We start from the raw sequence: 18491 nt of genomic DNA, 5'->3' as shown, positions 1-18491 counted from the left end.
TTCTATGAACACGTCTGCAATAAGAAAAGCGGTGATTCTTGTTTCTGGCGGGCTGGATTCAGCCACCTGCCTGGCGCTTGCCAAAGAAGCCGGATTCGAATGTTATGCGCTCAGCTTCGATTATGGGCAGCGGGCCAGCAGTGAGCTGTTGGCCGCGCAGCGCCTGGCTGATGAGGCCGGCGTAAGCCGACACCTGGTCATTCCGATCGGCATGGGACAGATGGGTGGTTCGGCACTGACGGATTCGTCTCTGACCATGCCCGAAGATGGCGTGCAGGAAAATGTCATACCGATTACCTATGTGCCCGCCCGCAATACAGTGTTTTTGTCTTATGCGCTGGGCTGGGCAGAGGTGCTGGGTGCCAGTGATATCTATATCGGTGTGAATGCCCTGGATTATTCAGGATATCCGGATTGCCGGCCTGAATTCATCAAGGCCTTCGAGACCATGGCTAATCTGGCAACGCGTGTCGCAGTCGAGGGTCAGCCCATGCGTATTCACACACCACTGATACACCTGAGCAAAGCGCAGATAATTGCCGAAGGTGTGCGTCTGGGTGTGGATTATGGATTGACAGTTTCCTGCTATCAGGCTGACGCTGAAGGGCGCGCATGTGGCCGTTGTGACAGTTGCAGACTGCGCCGCAAAGGCTTTGCAGATGCCGGTGTCACAGATCCGACACGGTATGTATGAGCCGGGCAATGCGGATTTTTTTGCAAAAATACTTGAGTTTTTTCTCTCGCGTAGTATGATGCGCACTCTCTTTTGGGGCGTTAGCTCAGCGGTAGAGCAGTTGGCTTTTAACCAATTGGTCGATGGTTCGAATCCATCACGCCCCACCATTTCACGCCACGTTCGTGGTTAGTGCTCCCTCACAAAAAACCGTACCGGAAAAAGCACCGGAAAATTAAGTCACTCTGCGACCGCATCGACCACCGGAATTGAGTGGTCATAGACCTTGAGCATCTGCAGCGAACTGTGGCCACCGGCCTCCAATTTGTCGGCCTTCGTGCCCTTCGTATCGGTCAGTCCCCGACGCTTCATATCGTGCAGCCCGAACTTCTCTTCCTCAGTAATGACACCCTCCCTGACAGCCAGTTTCATGAACCGCGCCCAGGCACTTTGCCAGCTTGATTCGGCGATTCGCTTGCCACCGGTGGTGACCATGAGAAAGCGATCTTCGGGGCGAAAAGGTATCGGCCTGCCTGATTTGCGAAAAATCTCGCTGCGCAGCTTCTGCGCCTCTGAGAACACTTCACGCAGCCTGGGGTTCCATCTGGTGACGCTGGCGCCTGATCCCTTAGTTCGCTGGCACAGCAGGCCATCATCGAGCTCACAGGCATCCGTCAGGGCGAACACCTCGATGCCGCGCAGGCGGTTCAGGTAAGCCAGCTCCAGCGCCAACCAGATATAGTGCGGGCAAGACCCCTTTGTCCGGCTGGGCCTGGCGCTTCGCTCCCTGGCGAACGCGACCAACTTGGCAACCAGGGCAGGTGCTGGCAGCCGCCGGCGCTGACGCTCTTTCGGCAGCTCGATCACCCCGCGCGGACATGGGTTGCTGGCGCAGTAACCCCTGGCGATTCCCCAGTTGAACACCCGCTTGATGTAGGAATGGCAGTGCTTCGCGCTGGATGGTCCGCGCGTTTCGGTAATGCCATCGATCAGCTTTTGCACCAGCGCTGGCTTCCAGGCGGACAATGGTATCTGACCAATCAGCACGCCAGGCTGCTTTGATGGATATGTGCAAACAACGCCCTGGCAATATGTCCAGTCGTCCTGCATTCGCTCAGACACGCTTTTGAATTTTGCTGATTTCTCAAACTTATCGGCCAGCCAGTTCAGGCAATCCAGGGGCCGCCCAGCAAGCGCTTCCATTTCTTTGTGCAGATCCGCCAGAGTAGCGCGCGGACCTGCAACCTTGCGCCGGCGCCACTTCCCATCAGGGTCTTTTATCTTCGTGTACCAGTGACCCTTGCCGGATCCGTCCCAGTAACAATAGTCAGGCAGCTTGCGCGCATCGATGTGCGCCGGGCAGGCTGGTTTTCTGCTGCGCGGTCTACCCCTCACAGGTATTGCTCCTCATTGGCTGGTTGATCCAGGCCCATCTTGCGTTTGCCCGCCGCGGCAATCAAGTCGCGCGTTGTCCAGGGGCCATTCTTACCCATGAATACGGCAATGCCCTGCTTCTCCAGCTCACGCCGGATTGCTGCTGGTTTCTCCAGCCCGGTGACCCTGGCAAGCTCTTCTGCGTACACAATGTTTGATTCAGCCATCGACTCATCTTCCTGGTGGACTTGGCAATAATGCCGGCATATCACCACTGTCATAGGCTCTGGCAATTTGCGGGCGCATCCAGCGGCCTGCTGTTTCACCGTTCGGCAGAACGATGTGTGCCAGGAATTCATCCTCGAACTCAGTGATACCGCTTTCCACAGCTTCAAGTTTGGCTTTGATCACCAGAGCCAGGGCACGCCAACGCTGGCGCTGTGCTTGCTCCCAGGCCGCTTCCGCCTGTGCCGGTGACCGGGATTTCCCTGTTGGTGTCCGTGTGAACTCTGCGTCTGCACGGTTTGGCATGGCCAGGTTGAACATGACGCGTCGCTGGCTCATCTCGAAAGCAACGACAGCCGAGCCGGCGTTCCAGCCGTACATAAAACCACTGGCACCGTACCTGCCCAGCGTGCGTTCAATCTCCGCCCTGGATTTCTCAACGGAAACCGATGTGCTCTCTGCGAATTTAGCCATCCTTCAATGTCTCCCTAAAATAACCCGAGCTGACCGTCCGCGCTTGGGCGCTCAACTGTTCACGAATCTGAGAAACTCCGATTGACCAGCTCATCAGAACAGCCCCATCTGGCCGCTGACTGAATTGCCCACGGCCGCCGAATCTTGAATAACCCACTGCCACATTGTCAGCCCGTCAGTATCCAGATCCGCATTAGGCGACAGGTGAGCATAAGACAGATCGGACTCTGCCGGCCGGTTGTGCTCAGCCTTGCCTCGGATCACAAAATACGCATCAGCTTTTGCCGCTTCTATTGTTTCCCCGATGCCCCACACGCATTTGTGCTTTACCTCGATGACTGCCATCATTTGATCGCCCTCGATGCCTGCTCAATGCTCATCCACCGGCCGAACTTCAGGCGCAGCTTGAGTGCCAGCCGAAGTACAGCGCGGGTCTCTTTCCAGGCGCCCTGGCGCATCATCTTTTTTGCAATCTGTCGTTGCAGGCGTGTTCTGCTCATTCAGCGTACTCCAGTATCAGCCCGTTTTTGACCAGCGCCATCTCAGCTCTTACAGTCATGTCGGGGTGACGGACCTGCCGCATTTTCACAACATGGGCGGGCTGGCCGTGAAACAATTTTCCATCACCAAGTTGTACGTTATCCAGTCTCGGCCCGTCCCACTGTATATCTGACGCCAGCTCCCAGCTATGCACCAGCATGTTCCCGCGATGCTTGCACTCAACCCACAGCACTCTACCGTCCTGCATGTCCACAGCAGGGCAGCTCATTGAGTAGTCGCGATGCAGTTCAACAGGGTATGGGTTCCACTCGTCAAGCATCTGACAGTCATGCAGGGTTAGTTTTTCGTTGCCCATGCTACTGGTGTACATGACGCTTCCAGGCTGATCATTGTGGCCATGTATGCCGCAGGCGTGGCCCAGCTCATGTTTGATCGTTGCACGGGCAAATCGGTTCGGCAGTGGGCGGTTGTCTGAGTTGATGTAGATTTCAGCCGAAACTAAGCGCCGTTTGTCTCCGATGTAGCCGTCCGGGTGGTATCGGCACAGTCCATTGACCTCTTTGCCGTACCAGGAAAGAAGCTGCGCAGAACTGTTGTAGTTGATGACGATGGCGTCTCTGGAAACAGTGTTATAAAAAAGCCCTGCATATCGCAGATCATGGCTGTACCGCAAAGACCAGCTAAAGCAAGCGTCTTTTATCATCTGCTCTGCTTGTTCGACAGTGGTTGTCGGTGGCAGGTTTTTTGGATTCAGGTAGACAGGGATTGTTGGTATACCCCAGTCCGTGGCATCGTATTGCTCGTTGTCTTTTCCTGCTATGTATGGGCTCATTTGATTTGCTCCTGCTCCTGTGATGCGCACATTACTCCACCACCTCCACGCCGATCTTCACCTTCACCAGCTCATAGTCATCCAGCAGTGACCCGCGCCGAGCCTTTAGCTCACGCACCTCCGCTCGAGTAGGGCGGACAGTCCAGGGCAGCACCTTGCAATCAGGCCTGCCACGATAGCGAAGCGCCCAGCCGTGGTATCCATAACGCGAGTTGTGCCGGTGGATCCTCTGAAATTCATTCACGCCGCTTTCCCCTTTTTCAGTTTCCGTTTCGCTTCGGCCGCTGCGATCTTCAGCTTGGCCACGTTGTTGGCCACCGGCTTCAGCTCCGAAGGAACGCTGCTCAACCCCATTCGGTTTCGCACGGCCATCACTGATCGCTCGACCAGCTCCAGATTCTCGATTGCACAGTTTGTCCGGTCGCCATCCAGGAAGCTGACCACCCAGCCGTCAGGTATCGGGCCGTGATGCTGTTCCCAAGTGCGCTTATGAATAAATTCCCACTGGTTAGGTTCTGCGACCTTGATCTTCAGAAACCCGTCTTTGGTTTCAACTGATATGGTCCCCACCGGCACCGTGTTGTGCGTTCGATGACCTTTCTTGAATGAGGTTCTGTTCGCCCCGGTCAGGCCCTGGCCCTTGGTGCCCGCATTGAATGGCACATTGCCTTTGGGGAAGTGGCCAGTCCGTCCGCTGTTGATCTTGTGATTTCTCACATAGCCGGAGATTTGGCTGACTTTGAAGCTGGTCCCGAACTGCTCATTGATCGCAGCTGTCAAATCCTTTCGGCTCAGGGCACTATAATGTTCTCTGATAAATGCTTGCTGCTCTGCGCTAAAAACGGAGCTTCGCCCCTTGTTCATCTGTCCCGTAGGCCGGCCGCAGCGCATCTTGTAATTCTTAGTGGCATAGCGAAATTGATCCCGGTTCACCTGGGTGCCAAAGCGCTCATTGATCAGCCTGGCACACTCTTCATAGTCGTGTGAGAGATACAGCTGACGGCCATAGGCAATCATTTCGGCGGACCATTTCAATCTAGGCATCAGACTCATTCTCCAGCGCCAGCAGATGATCTGTCTTTGAGTTGCCCAGCGTGACGTTGCCGCCGTTTGCCTGTTCTCGGGCCTTCAGGATGATGGCGGCATTGTGAATTACTCTGTCGGCAACCCCGGCAATCGCTTTGGCTCGCTCGATCTCCAGCTCGATCTGATCCGGACTGGCGTTTTCATCACCCAGGCGCTCCAGCTGGCAAAACAGGTGATCATTCAAATCTGTCAGTGAGTTCTTCATGCGGCGTGCTCCTGCTTGTCTGTATCCATCCGGTAATACCAGGCATCACCACGCCTGGAGCAGCTGATCTGATAGCCATTGGCGCGCAGCTCAGAGATAATCGAATTGACTGCGCACACATTGCCCGCCTGGATAATGTCCAGGGTGGAATGCTCCCGCCCATCTTTCAGCAGCTTCAGAACGCGCTGCAATCTTTCAGAGTTATCAACCTTTGCTGCTCTCATGGTCATGCCTCCGATTCAGAACGGTATGTCATCGTCAAAGTTGTCAAAGTCAGGTGCTGGCGCTGCTGCTGGCGCAGGATCGGCCGCAGGCGGCTCCGGCTCGCGCTCGGTTGAATAATCACTGCCGCTGGAGCGCTGCTTGCCATCTGGCTGCATTTTCATATCCCTGGCCACGACCTCTGTGGCGTAGCGCTTCACGCCATCCTGCTCCCAGCTCCTGGTGCGAAGCTCTCCTTCGATATACAGCCTGCCGCCTTTGTGAACGTGCTGTTCGACCACTTCTGCCAGGCGCTTGAAAAACACCACGCGGGTCCACTCGGTTTTCTCCTGTGGCTGCCCGGTGTTTTTGTCCTTCCAGTGCTTGCTGGTGCCGATCGGCAGGCTGGCCACACAATCACCTGACGGCATGTATCTGATCTCGGGCTCCGCCCCAACATTGCCAACCAGAATCACCTTGTTTACATCACCTGAACTCATGCACTTATCCCCATCAATTTATTGACCGCCGCCACAGCGCCAGCAGTTACTGTTTCAAGATCCTGATCTGCATCGATGAGGGCAATGCGCCTTGCATCCCTGCTTAACTGGACGTGAGCCAGGCAATCGAATATCTCTGCAGCCTGGGTAAAGAAATCGGCACCGCGCTTTTCAAAGGCATCACCTTTGCCACGGGCGGTGACCCGCTTTTTCGCTATGTGATAACTGCACTGCAGCTGGATGGTCAGATCTGGCCAGAGCATTTCATCCTGATCATGCTCATCCAGGATGCGCCGAACGGGCAGGGCATCTGTCTGGCCTTGATAGGCGCAAGTGCTGGCAATATAGCGATCCATCAAAACGACACGCCCCAGCTCGTGGGCTGGCTCCAGCACCTCATAGGCATGGAAGCGCCTGGCTGTTCGAACAACATCGTATTCATCCAGCGGATTGCCAGCAGCTTCGATCAGGTCCGCCTTGAGACCCGGACCCCATGGCATGTGCGGCCCGAACTCGCTGGTCATAAGCGGATCCACCCCGCGGCCTGCCAGATGCGCTGAAACGCGCTCCATCACCGCTGACTTGCCGCAGCCGTCTATTCCTTCAAACACTATGAGCATGTGATCTCCAATATCAGCGCCAGCACACAGATCACCGACAGCCAGCCAATGAACGCCTGGCGAGCTGCTGTGATCTGTTCAGCTTTGGCGGGGGTTGGTTTCACCTTTAGCGGCTCCGGTGACTCGGTCCGTTAAAACTTCCCTTAAGCACTTTCAACCCTGTGGCTTCGCGCACATCGTCAATCACCTTGTTGAAGGCCTCCTCCCTCAGCCCTTCTGCATCGGGGATCTTGATCATAAAAAGCACGGCCTCTTTGCTGGTTCTGGTGCGCAGGTACACTTCAATGGGATAGGCCTTGTGGTTTTTGAAGATGCGCAGCGTGAAGTACAGCTTCTCTGGGAACTCCAGCTCCTTGCCATCCTTATTCTGTCCACGAAGGGTGCTGTCATCTTTAATGACCATCTTGCGCAGCCCCCTGGACAATGTTTCCTCGACCTCGATGTCACCCTTGATATTCACCTTAAAGGTCTGTGCCATCGTCAGAAGGTCAGCGCCAGTCATACCGCTCGCTTCTGAGTCGACATAGGCCACATTGTCTTCCAGGAATTCTGCGAACTCCCGCGGGGACATTGCCTTGCTGTCGAACCGGGTGAACCGCTCCCACTCTGGCGCTAGGTTCATCTTTATGCTGGCGCTGTGATCACACCAGGCAGGTGCGTCTGGTGCGTGAAAGTCGAACACGGTGACAAATCGCAGCGCTGTTTCATCGACAAACACGCGACTACCGACCTGCTTGAACTCCTCGACGTAATCAGCGAAGCCTGCAATGTCTGCAAATTCGGGGTGCTCGCGGATTCGGGTTGGAGCCGGCAGCAGCTTTTCCATGTTTTCGAGCGATGAGCCAGGTGGCACCAGAACGTGTGGCACACCTTCAATATCGTTGATGACCAGATCAGTGGCCGCCCCAAGAGCGTGTGCCGCCCCAAATTCAGTGTCCAGAAATGCCTCTTTCATTAGGTTTATGCTCCCCTGTTAAGGCGGGTGACTGACCCGGCTGATTCAGTAAGTGTTGCGCGCTTATGCTCCTTGCCTTCGCCCAGCGGCAGCGCCCCCTGCTCTTGCTGTTGGTCCACCAGACCGTTGCCGTGAGTTACAAACATGGCTTTGGCAGGCCGATCTTCTTTCGGGTGTTTCGCCGCCACGTCATGCGTGATGGTCACGGCCGACTCAAGATCCCGCAGCCGCTTGATATTGATCTTCAGCGTGATCTGGCTTGATCCGCCATGATCCAAGATAGCGCCCACGCCTTTGATCAGCTCCTTGTCCAGCTCCTCGATCACTGCGCCCTTGTTCAGCCCGCGCAGCATGTTCAGAAACCCGTCTTCAGATATTTCTATTGGTAAGGGCATCATTGCCTCCGTTGGTTTTCAGTTTTTGTTCCACCTGATTCACACCGCGCAGGTAGTTGTCATAATCGCCGCGATACTGCTCCCGGCTTTTAACACCATCAGGCAGAAACATTGAATCGAACTGCCCGTTGAATTGGTCCAGATCCATATGTGTCATGAGGCCACCGCTGTCATGGAAAATGTCGCATGATGAATGTCATAAGGCCTGTTAAGAGGCATCAGGCATCCAAAGCCACCACGAAACTCGATAAAGCAGCCACCGAAACTGAGATTATTTGGGGTGATATATAGCCTGCAGTGCGGCAGCTCCTGCTGGAGAAGGCGGATGTACTCCAGGTTGAAGTCACGATCGATCAGCGACACCGACTGATCGGCCATGCCGGTGGCTTTGCACTTGTGGCAATCTTCATCTTCGTGGCGATGGCAAAGATCACATGGCCCACTCAATACACCTTCACCTCGGCAAATCTCACACGGCGCTATGGCCGGAAGATCAAGCCGCCAAATATCAACCCAGCGCGATTGATCCTGTCCGCGATCGATTATTGAGCGCATCGGACGAAGCAGCAGCGCGGTCTTTTCTTCGGCGAACTTGTCGGCCGAACTGGAGTATGGATTTGTGTGAGGATCTTTGCCTTCGGCGATGATCATGATGTGCCCGCCACTGGCCGCCATTGCCCACTTATCCTGGGCTGAATCCAGGCAAATCATTCCAGGCGCATACAGCCAGCTCCTGCTGTCGTGCTCCTCGCTTGCGCAGAAGCGAAACATGTTGATTGGCTTTTCTCCGACTTCATTGATCATGTTGCTCGGCTCCACGTGAAATTGGTTCCCACTTCTCAGCACCGTTATAGGGGTCGCCACCGGCGGCAATCCACCTGTTGCCCCGCTCATCGATGGCGACTGCGCCTGGCTTCTCACTACAAGGCGAGCGGACCTTGTCCTTCCAGCCATAAATCTGGCCGTTGTAGATCAGAACAACACCACCTTGCAGGCAATAGTCTTTGCGGAATTTCCTGGCGGCCTTAAAAAGCTGTCGGGTTTTCATAAATCGCCACCGATATCGGTATCGGCCAGACGGCGCGCCGCCATCGTTCCGGGTGGATAGTAAATCTGGCGCATGGATCGCTGCTGGCGCTGGTGCTCAGCATCCAGATCCGCCTGGATCTGCCTGGCATTCTCGTCGTGCTCATCGATGATGCAGATATCCGGCCAGAACACAGCTCGCCCGCACCTGCTCACGACTTTGAGCACCTTGCTGCTGGCGCTATTCATGCCGCCCACCCTAGCGTCAGCATCACGCCCATAAAAAACGCTATCAGGCAGCTCAGAAGACAGCTCATGGCTTCTGACTTTAGCGAAGGCGGACTGGCTTGGTTTTTGTCGCTCATGATCTGGCTCCTCTGTTACCAATAAGTGAAAACCGTTCTCTGATGCCCTGGCGCCAGCCGCCATTCTGTAACTCAAGCTTCTGCTGGGAGTGGGGCGTCTTGCTGGCGCTGATCGTGTTGGCATCTGCTGCTGTGCATCGGCGGTTTGCGGGACAGTGCTGGCGAATGCGCCAAAAAATAAAGCCATGCACATAAGCTTCAATACACCTGCGCGAAAAGCGTTCTGGACGGCCTCAGCTGCGTTTTTCGCATGCAGCTTGTAATAAACCTCCCGCATCAACATGATCACGTTCTGAGGGCTGCAGCCCATGCGCTTGGCCGCTTCTTTGCGTGTCATACCATTGGCCGTGTGAAGCAACGCTTCAGCCTGGCGGGGTGGTAATCCGGTGACTTGTAAGGTTTGTATATTTGTCCTCATGAAGAAAAGATAGCAAAAGCTATCTATCAATACAATAGCAAATGCTAATTTGTTTCTGAAAATTGTTACCGGAATGGGTGATTGGTCCGGAATTGCTTGAGATAGCGTTGAATTCTTGCTACTACAGGCGCGGGGGTTACAGGAAGGCAGATGGCACGCCACTGTATTTAGTTACAGTGTGGATTTTCTAAAGGCACCGGCGTATAGTTCGCCGGGTGGTGAATATTACTTTAAAGTGATAATTCCTATGGCATGGACGTTTTTCGAATTCATAAGCAAATCGCGCAAAAGCTACTATAGAACCTGGTTGAATAGTCTTCCTGTGCCAGCGCAGCCAAAAATTGAAGCGCGAATCAAGTATGTACAGGCAATGTCCAGAATAGAGAGGCCGGAATGGGCCCGGCTGGGCGGCAGCGGTAAAGGCCTGTTAGAAATCAGGGTAAAAGGCCCGGCCAGGGTGCAGTATCGGCCCATTGGGTGTGATGACAGCCAAATGCTTGATGGGCTGCACAATACCAATAGAATATTTTTACTGGGTGGCGCAATCGAAAAAGACAGAAAATTTCAGCCACCAGATGCCGTGACGACAAACCAAAAAAGAAAACAAGATCTTATAGCGACGAATCGATTCATTGAATACGGATCTTAAAGAGTAAGAAAATGGCAAATTCTGATAAGTACACCGACCTGTTATCAAAATTCCAAGATAAAGAGTACCGCGATGCCTATGTAAACGCCGAAATTGTTAATGGGCTGTCATACCAGATCCAAGCGATGAGATTGGACAGAGGCTGGACTCAGGAAGAGCTTGCTGAACTGCTGGGCACCCGCCAGTCTGTTATTAGCAGACTGGAAAACCCGAACAACGAAGCTTTTAGCATAAAAATGCTGGAAGCCTTGGCCAGTATTTTTGATACTGGTCTGATGATTAGATTCGTGCCATTTACTAAGCTTGTTGCGGAGACTGCTAAAGTCAGGGATTCAGACCTGAGACCAGATTCTTTTGAGAAGGAACAATCATACATCCGAGCAGTGACACAAGAAATCAGCGCTGCCCGGCGCGGTGGAAACGTCTTCAATACCATGCCTTTGCTAGTTGAGGATTTCTCATCCGGAGAGCTCGACGTGTCTTCGATGTTTAAAGTATCAGACACTGACCCCAAACGCTCACGAACCGAATATAGTGAGGTTTCAGTGAAACCAAAAAGACATGTTTATTACGTTACAGGTGCCTGACAATGCCTCGTTTTAACTGGGGAGTGATCTGCCGTAATCCTATAGTTGACCAGAGAACGGGCATGCCCACGCTGGTAGAGGTTGTAGAGAGCCTGGCCTTTTCAAATGACGCCGCCGATTTGAAAAGTCGACTGGCAGAAGGTGAATGGATTATGGTGCCCGTTGGCATCCATGTAGCGTTCTCACTTAGCAGGGCGGATGATCAGGTGCCAGAGACCGTTTCTGTCGTGGTCAAGGTAGTTGCTCCCGATGGAAGGGTTCATGCGGATCGCGACGTGCCGATTCTTCATCTCGACATGACCGAAGTGCTTAAGCAAAGAGCATTTTTGAGATTTGAGCACTTCCCATACATTGTCGACGGAACATATAAGATTTCGCTGGAATTTGTTTCGGACAGTACTGGCGATAAAAGCCACCAGGAAATCCCGTTAGATTTGATATTTTCGCAGGAAGAAGGTGATCAAGAACAAACTGATTCACCTCCGCCAAAGAAAAAGGCCAAGCGAAAAGAGCCGAGTAAAAAGTAGTCGCCTTTTCGCTGGCATTAACTATTTGTGTCTGGCGATATTCTTAAGAAGCCTGACGACATCCGAGAAGCCGCGCAAAATTACCGACGCCAGCAGTCCGTTGAGAAGCACCGCAGCTGGCAAAACCAGGGTTTGCAAGTTTGCCACGCCTGCTGAAAAGATAGGTATAGCTATGAGGGCTGTGACTACTAGGGTAAGCACGAAAAAGATCGTAGAAAACATGCCCAGGGTTGAATCACTGGTTATCTCTGTCAGATCGTCACTTTGGCTGGCGCCCTCCGACCCATCATTGCACTTGTAGCACGGCATCCCGGCGTATTTCTTGTGACCGCAACTCTGACAGTCTTCCGTGTATTCCGATCCCAGTGCATTATCATCAGCGGCCAGAAGTTTGGCGCACCCTACACAGACGCCACTATCGTTTGCTGTGGGGATTTTGCAGATCTTGCAAGCTTTCATGCCCGGCTCCATTTGCGTGAATAAAAACCGCCCCTCTCGGGGCGGGCACCCGCGGTTTGCTTCCAGCTGGCTTAATGGATTGATAGCATATCCACCAGAAAAATCCATTTTTTCTAATCGGGCTATCGACCACCCAGCTCCATTCGTCGAAAAAATTAGGTGGGCTTTTTTAATCAATTATCTCTAGGACGCGGCCGTCCAGGAACACCCGATCAGGATCACCATCCGCATTCCTCTCTAATGCCGGATATAGCATTTGGCATGCCGCTGGTTTCAAATATTGCTGTTATCGGGTTTTGATTATATGGAGTTGCCTGCGCTATAAACCTAGTGGCTTCAAGCATTTCCTTTAACAGGGGTATTGCCCGCCTGCTAAAAGACGACTCTTTGTCGCTAGAGGCCGACCATTGCGCACTAATCGCATCCGCAGAACCGACTCTCGTGGTAACACGAACGCTATCAGTCATATAAGAGTTCCAGTCAATATAGAATTCGGTTTCGTTGCTTCGGCAGCGCACCACGAGAGTTACCGGATCACCATAGATCCCAGCCCCGCTTGTCGCTGTAAGTACGGCAACAACGGTCGATGAATCGTCTAGAGGATTTGTCGATTTGGAAACTCTCCACTTTCCAACACCTTCAACACTCGCAGCAGGAACGTCCATTCCTGTGATTCTATGTCTATCAGCGAGCTCGTCAAAACACTGAAGCCGAGTTATATCATCGGTTATCGCGGCACATGCCGCCATAGCTTGCCGCGATACCTGCGCATGCGCTGGTAGCGCTATCGACATAGGAATCAAAACCGCCACCAATGATTTCATATCTATAACCTCACAATGATTGTACAAAAGCCACCATTTCAATGCGCTGACATCCAGTTTTATGGTCAACCTAGTCTTGCCAGAACTCGGTTCGTCGTCACTGGGGGCAACGGTTCGTCGTATTTAGGACGAAAAATTAATATTTCAGACACATGCAGCAAAAAATACTGTATAAAATAACAGTCTATTTTTCCGTTAATCGAGCTATGAGCGAGGTGGTAGATCAATGGGCGAGGAGTCACAGGCAGTGATCTTTACTGACGAAGAAAAGGAATTTATTGTCTATTATTTGGATCGCGCCTGCTGCCCGCCTGAAAACGCTCAAGCATCATCACTACCGCCTCCAGTTCCTCCGGAGGCAGTTCCATCGCTTTCCGACAGGCTTCGAACAGTCTTGCGTCTAAAGCAGATGTAGGACCGTCAGGTTTCAGTAGTGAGCCCTGGTCAAGGTATCCCACCGGTAGGCCGGCCTTCTCTTCTATATTCCTGGCTGACTTTTCACCTATATCTCGATGCCCGCTAATTAGTTGTCGTATGTAAGTTGGGTCGAGCCCGTACTTTCGAGCGAAAGATGAGACAGTGCCGCGCTCTGACGGATCACCCATCACACGTACCAAGTTGTCTCTCCGAGTCTTTGAAATATCCATAACACATTCTCCGCAAACGATAGCAAAGAGTAAATTACCGTTTGCTATTGTTTATATGGATAGCAGTTGCTATTATTTGTGCGTACCTATGGAGGCATCATGCAATTAAGCGAGTTTCTAAAAACAATTTCTGGAGACCCGAATGACTCAATAAAGAGCTTTGCACGCCGTTGCGGAACCACCGCTGGCCAGCTTCGACAAGTTGCCGGTGGTTACAGACGCGCCGGCGAGTCTCTGGCCATAAACATAGAGAGAGAGTCAGCTGGCGCAGTAACCTGCGAAGAGCTTCGGCCCGATGTCGATTGGGCTTATCTCAGATCGACTTCAGTGTCACAGACCTCTGCTGCATGATCACTCAATCGATGGGTATGTATGTATTTACAGTATTGATGGGTAGAGCAGATGGCAGCTCGCTGGGCTCATAATCCGGAGGTCGCTGGTTCGATTCCAGCCCCCGCAACCAATCACCGTGACATCTGCGCCGGGGAATCTGCCCAGTGCGCGGAGATCTCGGCAGCAATTCGTGGTTCAGTGATTTTTGCTGGCGCTATCAATGACCGGCAGCAAGGGTATTTCCCCCCTGGCCACCTGCGCAGCGACCATGTTGGAGTAGGCGGTGCGTGCGCTGGAATCGACATTCATATGATTGCGATAGCACCAGGCGAGGAAAAGATCGGGCTCAGTTTCTACTCGGTGGATATGACGCCCTTTCAGGTCCGGGAGTTCGCACGCCTGATAGGCCTTGATAAGCCAGAGATCATAACTGGCAGGAAGTTTCAGTGCGTCTTCGAAGATGTCGAGAAAGGCGGAGTAGTTTTCAGGCTTGTACCAGAACATGCCGATGATTGATGGCTCCATAAGAAATTTGCCGTGTTGATTTGTTGTTTGTGGTGATCAGTAAGTTAACACGGGATAGGGCAAAGGCCGAAGTCCTTGAGGATTGGGGGTAACCCGGTCGAAGAGGCCAACATCAAAAAATGAAAAAAGCCGTAGGCAAGTTCCACTTGCTCAAGGCAAAAAACACGCTCGGCCTGAGCGTGGCTGTGCTTACGGATGCCGCCAAGGGGGTTCGTAATCAGCGACCCAATGGCCAATCTGGGGGCAGAGCCCGGAGCCAATTTAATAGATTCATGGAGGCAGCATGAGCGAATGCTTGTCAGGTAAAGAAACCAGCAGCGGCACCCAGGAGGATAAGTATTTGGCACCGCTGGGCGCTCTGGCTGAGTTATCAGAAGACCTCGATAACGCCATATCAAGCCTGGTAGCACCGAATTCGTCACAAAGATGGCGGATGTCCTCAATGAAATCATCCAGGGTAGCGATATGACCAGTTCAGAAGTCCTTATATTATTGGTAGCGATAGCCGGGATGCTGACTAGCGGTTGGGCCTGGAAGGAGTGGCTGCAGTCCAAAGAAAGGGCTCACGGCGAAGATGTATCCGTCAAGCTATCGGAGCAGGAAACCAAACGATTAGAGCTTGTCACTGAGGCTATGTCGCGCAACACCGTCGTCGCTGAAAGCAAGGCGGCTGTTGATCAATTCAGATCAAGTATCGCCCGGAAATTAAAGCCAGAAGACAAGCTGAATATCGATGACCAGCCGATCGTAACTGGCGATCGAGCAGCAGAGGTCGCGCCTCCCATGCGTGAAACCGCGCAAGAGACTCGAGTTGATGGAGAATTTCTGATCAACGAGGTTAACGCTTATGTAAATGATGCGCACCAAGTACTTCGCCGCGAAGAAATCTCAATGTCGGAGATTGATGCGATTGCTGGTTCACTCCTTCGCGCAGAGGCACAGCTGGCCGCTGCTGTCAGGGCAATGGGCCAGACTGCCGCGAATGCTTCTGTTGAGTTTGCACGCGTTTGCGCGCTACACGATGAGCTTGAACAGATTTTATCCGGGCTCAAGCCAACCATTCTCTTGAAGAGTTAGGTATCGGTTGTCGGGGCCTGATGAAGCGTGGCATTGAACATAGGGCACCAATGAGTCGCCCCGGAAAAGGTAGCTGACGTCATGCACAAGCATGGTTTCATTTTTTTTTACATAACCAGCTGCTTCTTCAATAACGATTTGTTCGCCCACTCTGGGGACATGCTTGGCATTTATCTCGAGAGTATGTAGCAGGGAAAGATTTTTTGAATAGAAGTCAATAATCATGAGTATCTCCGTGTTGGTTTGTTGTTTGTGGTGATCAGTAAATTAACACGGAATCAGGGCAAAGGCTGAAGTCCTTAAAGATTAGAAGTTTCTGGTCGAAGAGGCCGCCAATTGAACTGTCAAGGATTCCTTGTCAGTTGAGTGGCATCAAAAAATAACGAAGGGGCGCTCTTATGAGCATGAAACTGATGGTAGACGCACTGAAGGCCCAGGTCGGCAATGCCGGCCGTAAGCTGGTGCTTATAAAACTGGCTGACAATGCTAGCGATGACGGCTGGTGTTGGCCCTCGTATCAGCACATTGCCAATGACTGCGAAATGGGCAGATCGACGGTTAAGGAGCATATCAAGGTGCTTGCCGAGCTCGGGTTCATCACCGTCAAATCGCGCAATGATGGAAAGAGCAGCAACGGCTACATTTTGCACATCCAAAAAGGTCGATCAAAGGGAGAAAAGACCCGGTCAGAATCCAACCCGGTCAGATTTCAACCCGGTCAGATTTCAGACGACACCCGGTCAGATTCTGACCCCCACCCGGTCAGATTTCGACCCCCACCCGGTCAGATTCTGACCCCAGAACCAGTCATTGAACCTATCAATGAACCAGTCATAGAACCAGAGATGGCTGATTCACCTGCTGGCGCAGATGAATCGACAGCCAAATCGAGCAAGCCTGATTACCCGAAAGAGTTCGAAGCGATCTGGTCAGCATACCCGAAACGGGAAGGGTCCAACCCGAAGAACAAAGCGTTCGCATGCTACCGGGCGCGGATTCGTGATGGAACTCAGCCGATCGACATCGCCGCCGGCGTTTCCAGGTATCGGCACTTTTGCCAGGCCAAGGGAATCATCGGCACTGAGTTCGTCATGCAGGCTGTTCGCTTTCTGGGCACTGAGCGGGCATTTGAAAACGATTGGATCATCACGGAGACAGGCAATGCACCAGGTCAATCAGCTGCTGGATACAGTTCGAAATCAGACCGAGACGATGAGGCCATGCGCAGATTCCTCGAAGAGCACCAGGGTCAGCCTGGAGACGATGACGCGGGTGTGGCGCACTTTGCAGGCGTGGAAGCTGGTGACATCCCCGGTGGGGAGCACAGAGTTTTTAAGCTGGCAAGCGGGTTTGAAGGATCTCGATGACCGGTCTCTGATGGCTGGGCTGAATCGGGCGAAAGATTTCGCCGGGTATTTCAGCTTGCCGGTGTTCCGTGGCCTGTGTGCCGAGCAGGGAATGTCTGAGCACGGCATGCCAGCCACCAAGGCGGCATACGAAGAGGCTTGCCGGGCACCCAGCCCAAAGGCCAGGCACCGATGGAGCCATCCGGCGGTGTACCAGGCAGGCGTTGCCACAGGTTGGTTTGAGCTGGCCAGCAGGCCAACCGATGAAATCTATCCGCGCTTTGAATATCACTATGAGCAGCTGTGCAAGCGAGTGATGGCAGGTGAGGACATCACCCTACCAGTGCCAGATGCGCTGCCCGAGAAAGTGAATGTTCGTTTGACCAGAGAGCAGCAGCAGGCGCGCATGCAATCGCTCAAGGAGGTTGTGGGCCTGTGAACATCACACCAGAGTACCTGATGGAGCTTACCGCCACCATGCCGATGAAGCAGATCGATGTGCTGGGCAAGCCTTACCTGCAGCGCTACTTTGCTGGCAGCCTTTTTGGTGGCGAGGCTGATGTGTGGATCCACCGGTTTCTGAGCTGTGATGGCGACAGACACCTGCACAATCATCCGTGGCAGGGCATCAGCTTTGTTCTGCATGGCGGGTATCTGGAGCGCTACCAGAACGATCGCACTGAGCTGGCGGATCGTATGCGACGGGCATGCAACATGAGCCCGGTTCAATTGGATCAAATCATCGCCGGCGAGCAAACTGATCTGTCGATCGACCTGGGCGAGTTCATTGGGATTGAGCACTGGCACAGGATAGTTCGCGTCCAGCCTGAGACATGGACCTTGATGATTGTTGATCACGCCCGTGAATCGAAGTGGTGGTTCCGCGATGATGCTGGCGCTCTGGAAGAAATGACCGCCAGCCCTGCTGACTGGTGGAAGGCATGCAGATCGCGCGATCAGAGCGATGGAGCAGTGCAGTGACTGCCCGAAAGAAGCGGCAAATCAGAACGGTTTCGCATGTTCTAAGGCGCGCCAGGGGTCGCTGGTCCAAATCTGCACGGCCAGAAAAAGATGAGGTTCGGACAAATCACCCGGAATTGATATCGGCGGATCGTGCAGCCGGGCCGCTCAAGGATCCGCAAAGGATGCACCTGCCGGCGCGTGATCAGGGCATTGATTGGAGACTTCAGTGAGCGGACCTGTTGTTGTTGGGCTGGATCCGGATAGTAAGCGGCACGGCGTTGCGGTCTACCGAAATGGACAGCTGGAACAGCTTCTCATGCTTAGCCTGGTAGAGCTCAGGGCCTGGCTGGATGCCAACAGCACCGAGCGCTTTCTGTTCAGTATCGAGGATGTCCTGTCACAGAATTTCGTTTATGCCCGCAATTCAAAATCCAGCAAAGCAGCACACGCGAAAGTCGCACTCAGTGTCGGGCGCTGCCAGCAAGCCCAGGAAGAGGTCATGCGAGAACTGGACGCCAGAGAGGTTCCCTACCATCTGCACAAGCCGGCGCGTGGTAACTGGGCGAATAACAAAGATCAGTTTGAAAGGGTGACTGGATGGAGATCGTCCAGTAATCCGGAGACCCGCTCAGCTGCATATTTCGGCTTTATCGCCTCGCGTAAATTTAAGAACAACAACCCAGTATGGATGTGAAAGGGAAATC

32 protein-coding genes and 2 tRNA genes are annotated in these 18491 nt (G+C 53.2%); 12 read left to right on the top strand and 22 right to left on the bottom strand.

Annotated elements, in window-relative coordinates; all coding sequences use genetic code 11:
- Positions 1–4 precede the first annotated feature (4 nt).
- Both queC and PS2015_RS09885 read left to right on the top strand, forming a co-directional pair.
- On the top strand, positions 5–694 hold the full coding sequence (gene queC / locus PS2015_RS09890; protein ID WP_211271209.1) for a 7-cyano-7-deazaguanine synthase QueC: 690 nt from the start codon (positions 5–7) through the stop codon (positions 692–694).
- 74 nt (positions 695–768) lie between these two features.
- Positions 769–843: transfer RNA gene (locus tag PS2015_RS09885), tRNA-Lys, on the top strand.
- 70 nt (positions 844–913) lie between these two features.
- Here PS2015_RS09885 and PS2015_RS09880 read toward each other — a convergent pair.
- The 18 genes from PS2015_RS09880 to PS2015_RS09800 form a co-directional block, all read right to left on the bottom strand.
- Positions 914–2068: a site-specific integrase gene (locus PS2015_RS09880; RefSeq protein ID WP_058022088.1), complete on the bottom strand. Its 1155-nt coding sequence runs from the start codon at positions 2066–2068 to the stop codon at positions 914–916.
- Positions 2065–2274 (bottom strand): hypothetical protein, encoded by a 210-nt coding sequence (locus PS2015_RS09875; protein ID WP_058022087.1) that lies wholly within the window; start codon positions 2272–2274, stop codon positions 2065–2067. Before PS2015_RS09875 ends, PS2015_RS09880 begins: the two co-directional genes overlap by 4 nt.
- 4 nt (positions 2275–2278) lie before the next feature.
- Entirely contained in the window at positions 2279–2746 is a 468-nt protein-coding gene (locus PS2015_RS09870) for a hypothetical protein (RefSeq protein WP_058022086.1), read from the bottom strand.
- Positions 2747–2839: 93 nt separating this feature from the next.
- The gene (locus PS2015_RS09865) at positions 2840–3094 is read right to left on the bottom strand and encodes a hypothetical protein (RefSeq protein WP_058022085.1); all 255 of its coding nucleotides are present in this window, start codon (positions 3092–3094) and stop codon (positions 2840–2842) included.
- The gene (locus PS2015_RS15625) at positions 3091–3246 is read right to left on the bottom strand and encodes a hypothetical protein (protein WP_156412714.1); all 156 of its coding nucleotides are present in this window, start codon (positions 3244–3246) and stop codon (positions 3091–3093) included. Before PS2015_RS15625 ends, PS2015_RS09865 begins: the two co-directional genes overlap by 4 nt.
- Entirely contained in the window at positions 3243–4079 is an 837-nt protein-coding gene (locus PS2015_RS09860) for a zinc metalloprotease (protein WP_058022084.1), read from the bottom strand. Before PS2015_RS09860 ends, PS2015_RS15625 begins: the two co-directional genes overlap by 4 nt.
- Before the next feature lie 31 nt (positions 4080–4110).
- On the bottom strand, positions 4111–4323 hold the full coding sequence (locus tag PS2015_RS09855) for a hypothetical protein (protein WP_058022083.1): 213 nt from the start codon (positions 4321–4323) through the stop codon (positions 4111–4113).
- Complete coding sequence (locus PS2015_RS09850) at positions 4320–5096, bottom strand: HNH endonuclease signature motif containing protein (protein WP_169792296.1); 777 nt, start codon at positions 5094–5096, stop codon at positions 4320–4322. Before PS2015_RS09850 ends, PS2015_RS09855 begins: the two co-directional genes overlap by 4 nt.
- Positions 5097–5115: 19 nt before the next feature.
- Positions 5116–5370, bottom strand: coding sequence for a hypothetical protein (locus PS2015_RS09845; protein WP_058022081.1), 255 nt, complete (start codon positions 5368–5370; stop codon positions 5116–5118).
- Positions 5367–5594, bottom strand: coding sequence for a hypothetical protein (locus tag PS2015_RS09840; RefSeq protein ID WP_058023259.1), 228 nt, complete (start codon positions 5592–5594; stop codon positions 5367–5369). The genes PS2015_RS09845 and PS2015_RS09840 overlap by 4 nt, the downstream gene beginning before the upstream one ends.
- A gap of 15 nt (positions 5595–5609) precedes the next feature.
- Positions 5610–6071 (bottom strand): single-stranded DNA-binding protein, encoded by a 462-nt coding sequence (ssb, locus tag PS2015_RS09835; RefSeq protein WP_058022080.1) that lies wholly within the window; start codon positions 6069–6071, stop codon positions 5610–5612.
- Complete coding sequence (gene tmk / locus PS2015_RS09830; RefSeq protein ID WP_058022079.1) at positions 6068–6691, bottom strand: dTMP kinase; 624 nt, start codon at positions 6689–6691, stop codon at positions 6068–6070. Before tmk ends, ssb begins: the two co-directional genes overlap by 4 nt.
- Before the next feature lie 106 nt (positions 6692–6797).
- A complete protein-coding gene (locus PS2015_RS09825; RefSeq protein WP_058022078.1) occupies positions 6798–7646 on the bottom strand; it encodes a YfdQ family protein in 849 nt (282 codons plus the stop codon).
- Positions 7647–7651: 5 nt separating this feature from the next.
- Positions 7652–8041: a YfdP family phage-associated protein gene (locus PS2015_RS09820; protein ID WP_156412713.1), complete on the bottom strand. Its 390-nt coding sequence runs from the start codon at positions 8039–8041 to the stop codon at positions 7652–7654.
- A complete protein-coding gene (locus tag PS2015_RS09815; RefSeq protein WP_058022076.1) occupies positions 8016–8198 on the bottom strand; it encodes a hypothetical protein in 183 nt (60 codons plus the stop codon). The genes PS2015_RS09820 and PS2015_RS09815 overlap by 26 nt, the downstream gene beginning before the upstream one ends.
- On the bottom strand, positions 8195–8845 hold the full coding sequence (locus tag PS2015_RS09810; protein ID WP_058022075.1) for a hypothetical protein: 651 nt from the start codon (positions 8843–8845) through the stop codon (positions 8195–8197). The genes PS2015_RS09815 and PS2015_RS09810 overlap by 4 nt, the downstream gene beginning before the upstream one ends.
- Positions 8835–9089 (bottom strand): hypothetical protein, encoded by a 255-nt coding sequence (locus tag PS2015_RS09805; RefSeq protein WP_058022074.1) that lies wholly within the window; start codon positions 9087–9089, stop codon positions 8835–8837. The genes PS2015_RS09810 and PS2015_RS09805 overlap by 11 nt, the downstream gene beginning before the upstream one ends.
- Positions 9086–9850 (bottom strand): helix-turn-helix transcriptional regulator, encoded by a 765-nt coding sequence (locus PS2015_RS09800; RefSeq protein WP_082628084.1) that lies wholly within the window; start codon positions 9848–9850, stop codon positions 9086–9088. The genes PS2015_RS09805 and PS2015_RS09800 overlap by 4 nt, the downstream gene beginning before the upstream one ends.
- 247 nt (positions 9851–10097) lie before the next feature.
- Between PS2015_RS09800 and PS2015_RS09795 the strand changes: the two genes are divergently transcribed.
- The 3 genes from PS2015_RS09795 (at position 10098) to PS2015_RS09785 (ending at position 11613) form a co-directional block, all read left to right on the top strand.
- Complete coding sequence (locus PS2015_RS09795; protein WP_156412711.1) at positions 10098–10499, top strand: hypothetical protein; 402 nt, start codon at positions 10098–10100, stop codon at positions 10497–10499.
- Positions 10500–10510: 11 nt separating this feature from the next.
- A complete protein-coding gene (locus PS2015_RS09790; protein ID WP_058022071.1) occupies positions 10511–11086 on the top strand; it encodes a helix-turn-helix domain-containing protein in 576 nt (191 codons plus the stop codon).
- Positions 11087–11148: 62 nt separating this feature from the next.
- Positions 11149–11613, top strand: a complete 465-nt coding sequence (locus tag PS2015_RS09785) for a hypothetical protein (protein ID WP_156412710.1) — start codon at positions 11149–11151, stop codon at positions 11611–11613.
- 21 nt (positions 11614–11634) lie between these two features.
- On the opposite strand, the gene PS2015_RS09780 is transcribed toward PS2015_RS09785, so the two are convergent.
- Together PS2015_RS09780 and PS2015_RS09775 are read right to left on the bottom strand one after the other, a co-directional pair.
- Positions 11635–12249: a hypothetical protein gene (locus PS2015_RS09780; protein ID WP_156412709.1), complete on the bottom strand. Its 615-nt coding sequence runs from the start codon at positions 12247–12249 to the stop codon at positions 11635–11637.
- 41 nt (positions 12250–12290) lie between these two features.
- A complete protein-coding gene (locus tag PS2015_RS09775) occupies positions 12291–12965 on the bottom strand; it encodes a type VI secretion system-associated protein TagO (protein ID WP_058022068.1) in 675 nt (224 codons plus the stop codon).
- Between the two features lie 677 nt (positions 12966–13642).
- Between PS2015_RS09775 and PS2015_RS15470 the strand changes: the two genes are divergently transcribed.
- Together PS2015_RS15470 and PS2015_RS09765 are read left to right on the top strand one after the other, a co-directional pair.
- Positions 13643–13894: a transcriptional regulator gene (locus PS2015_RS15470; protein WP_082628083.1), complete on the top strand. Its 252-nt coding sequence runs from the start codon at positions 13643–13645 to the stop codon at positions 13892–13894.
- Between the two features lie 36 nt (positions 13895–13930).
- Positions 13931–14006, top strand: a tRNA-Met gene (locus PS2015_RS09765).
- A 65-nt stretch (positions 14007–14071) separates the two neighbouring features.
- Here the strand turns inward: PS2015_RS09765 and PS2015_RS09760 are convergent.
- Positions 14072–14401, bottom strand: a complete 330-nt coding sequence (locus PS2015_RS09760; protein ID WP_058022066.1) for a hypothetical protein — start codon at positions 14399–14401, stop codon at positions 14072–14074.
- A gap of 465 nt (positions 14402–14866) precedes the next feature.
- Between PS2015_RS09760 and PS2015_RS09755 the strand changes: the two genes are divergently transcribed.
- A complete protein-coding gene (locus tag PS2015_RS09755; RefSeq protein ID WP_156412708.1) occupies positions 14867–15478 on the top strand; it encodes a hypothetical protein in 612 nt (203 codons plus the stop codon).
- On the opposite strand, the gene PS2015_RS15620 is transcribed toward PS2015_RS09755, so the two are convergent.
- The gene (locus PS2015_RS15620; RefSeq protein ID WP_156412707.1) at positions 15440–15703 is read right to left on the bottom strand and encodes a hypothetical protein; all 264 of its coding nucleotides are present in this window, start codon (positions 15701–15703) and stop codon (positions 15440–15442) included. The two genes, PS2015_RS09755 and PS2015_RS15620, sit on opposite strands and share 39 nt — an antisense overlap.
- Before the next feature lie 173 nt (positions 15704–15876).
- On the opposite strand from PS2015_RS15620, the gene PS2015_RS09750 reads away from it, so the two are divergent.
- The 4 genes from PS2015_RS09750 (at position 15877) to PS2015_RS09735 (ending at position 18481) form a co-directional block, all read left to right on the top strand.
- On the top strand, positions 15877–16845 hold the full coding sequence (locus PS2015_RS09750; RefSeq protein ID WP_058022064.1) for a helix-turn-helix domain-containing protein: 969 nt from the start codon (positions 15877–15879) through the stop codon (positions 16843–16845).
- Between the two features lie 10 nt (positions 16846–16855).
- Positions 16856–17263, top strand: a complete 408-nt coding sequence (locus tag PS2015_RS09745; protein WP_058022063.1) for a hypothetical protein — start codon at positions 16856–16858, stop codon at positions 17261–17263.
- Positions 17260–17805: a hypothetical protein gene (locus PS2015_RS09740; protein ID WP_058022062.1), complete on the top strand. Its 546-nt coding sequence runs from the start codon at positions 17260–17262 to the stop codon at positions 17803–17805. The genes PS2015_RS09745 and PS2015_RS09740 overlap by 4 nt, the downstream gene beginning before the upstream one ends.
- Positions 17806–18013: 208 nt before the next feature.
- A complete protein-coding gene (locus PS2015_RS09735; protein WP_156412706.1) occupies positions 18014–18481 on the top strand; it encodes a hypothetical protein in 468 nt (155 codons plus the stop codon).
- Positions 18482–18491 lie beyond the last annotated feature (10 nt).

The sequence above is a fragment of the Pseudohongiella spirulinae genome (assembly GCF_001444425.1).
Classification (GTDB): domain Bacteria; phylum Pseudomonadota; class Gammaproteobacteria; order Pseudomonadales; family Pseudohongiellaceae; genus Pseudohongiella; species Pseudohongiella spirulinae.
This window is presented reverse-complemented; position numbering and strand designations above follow the sequence as displayed.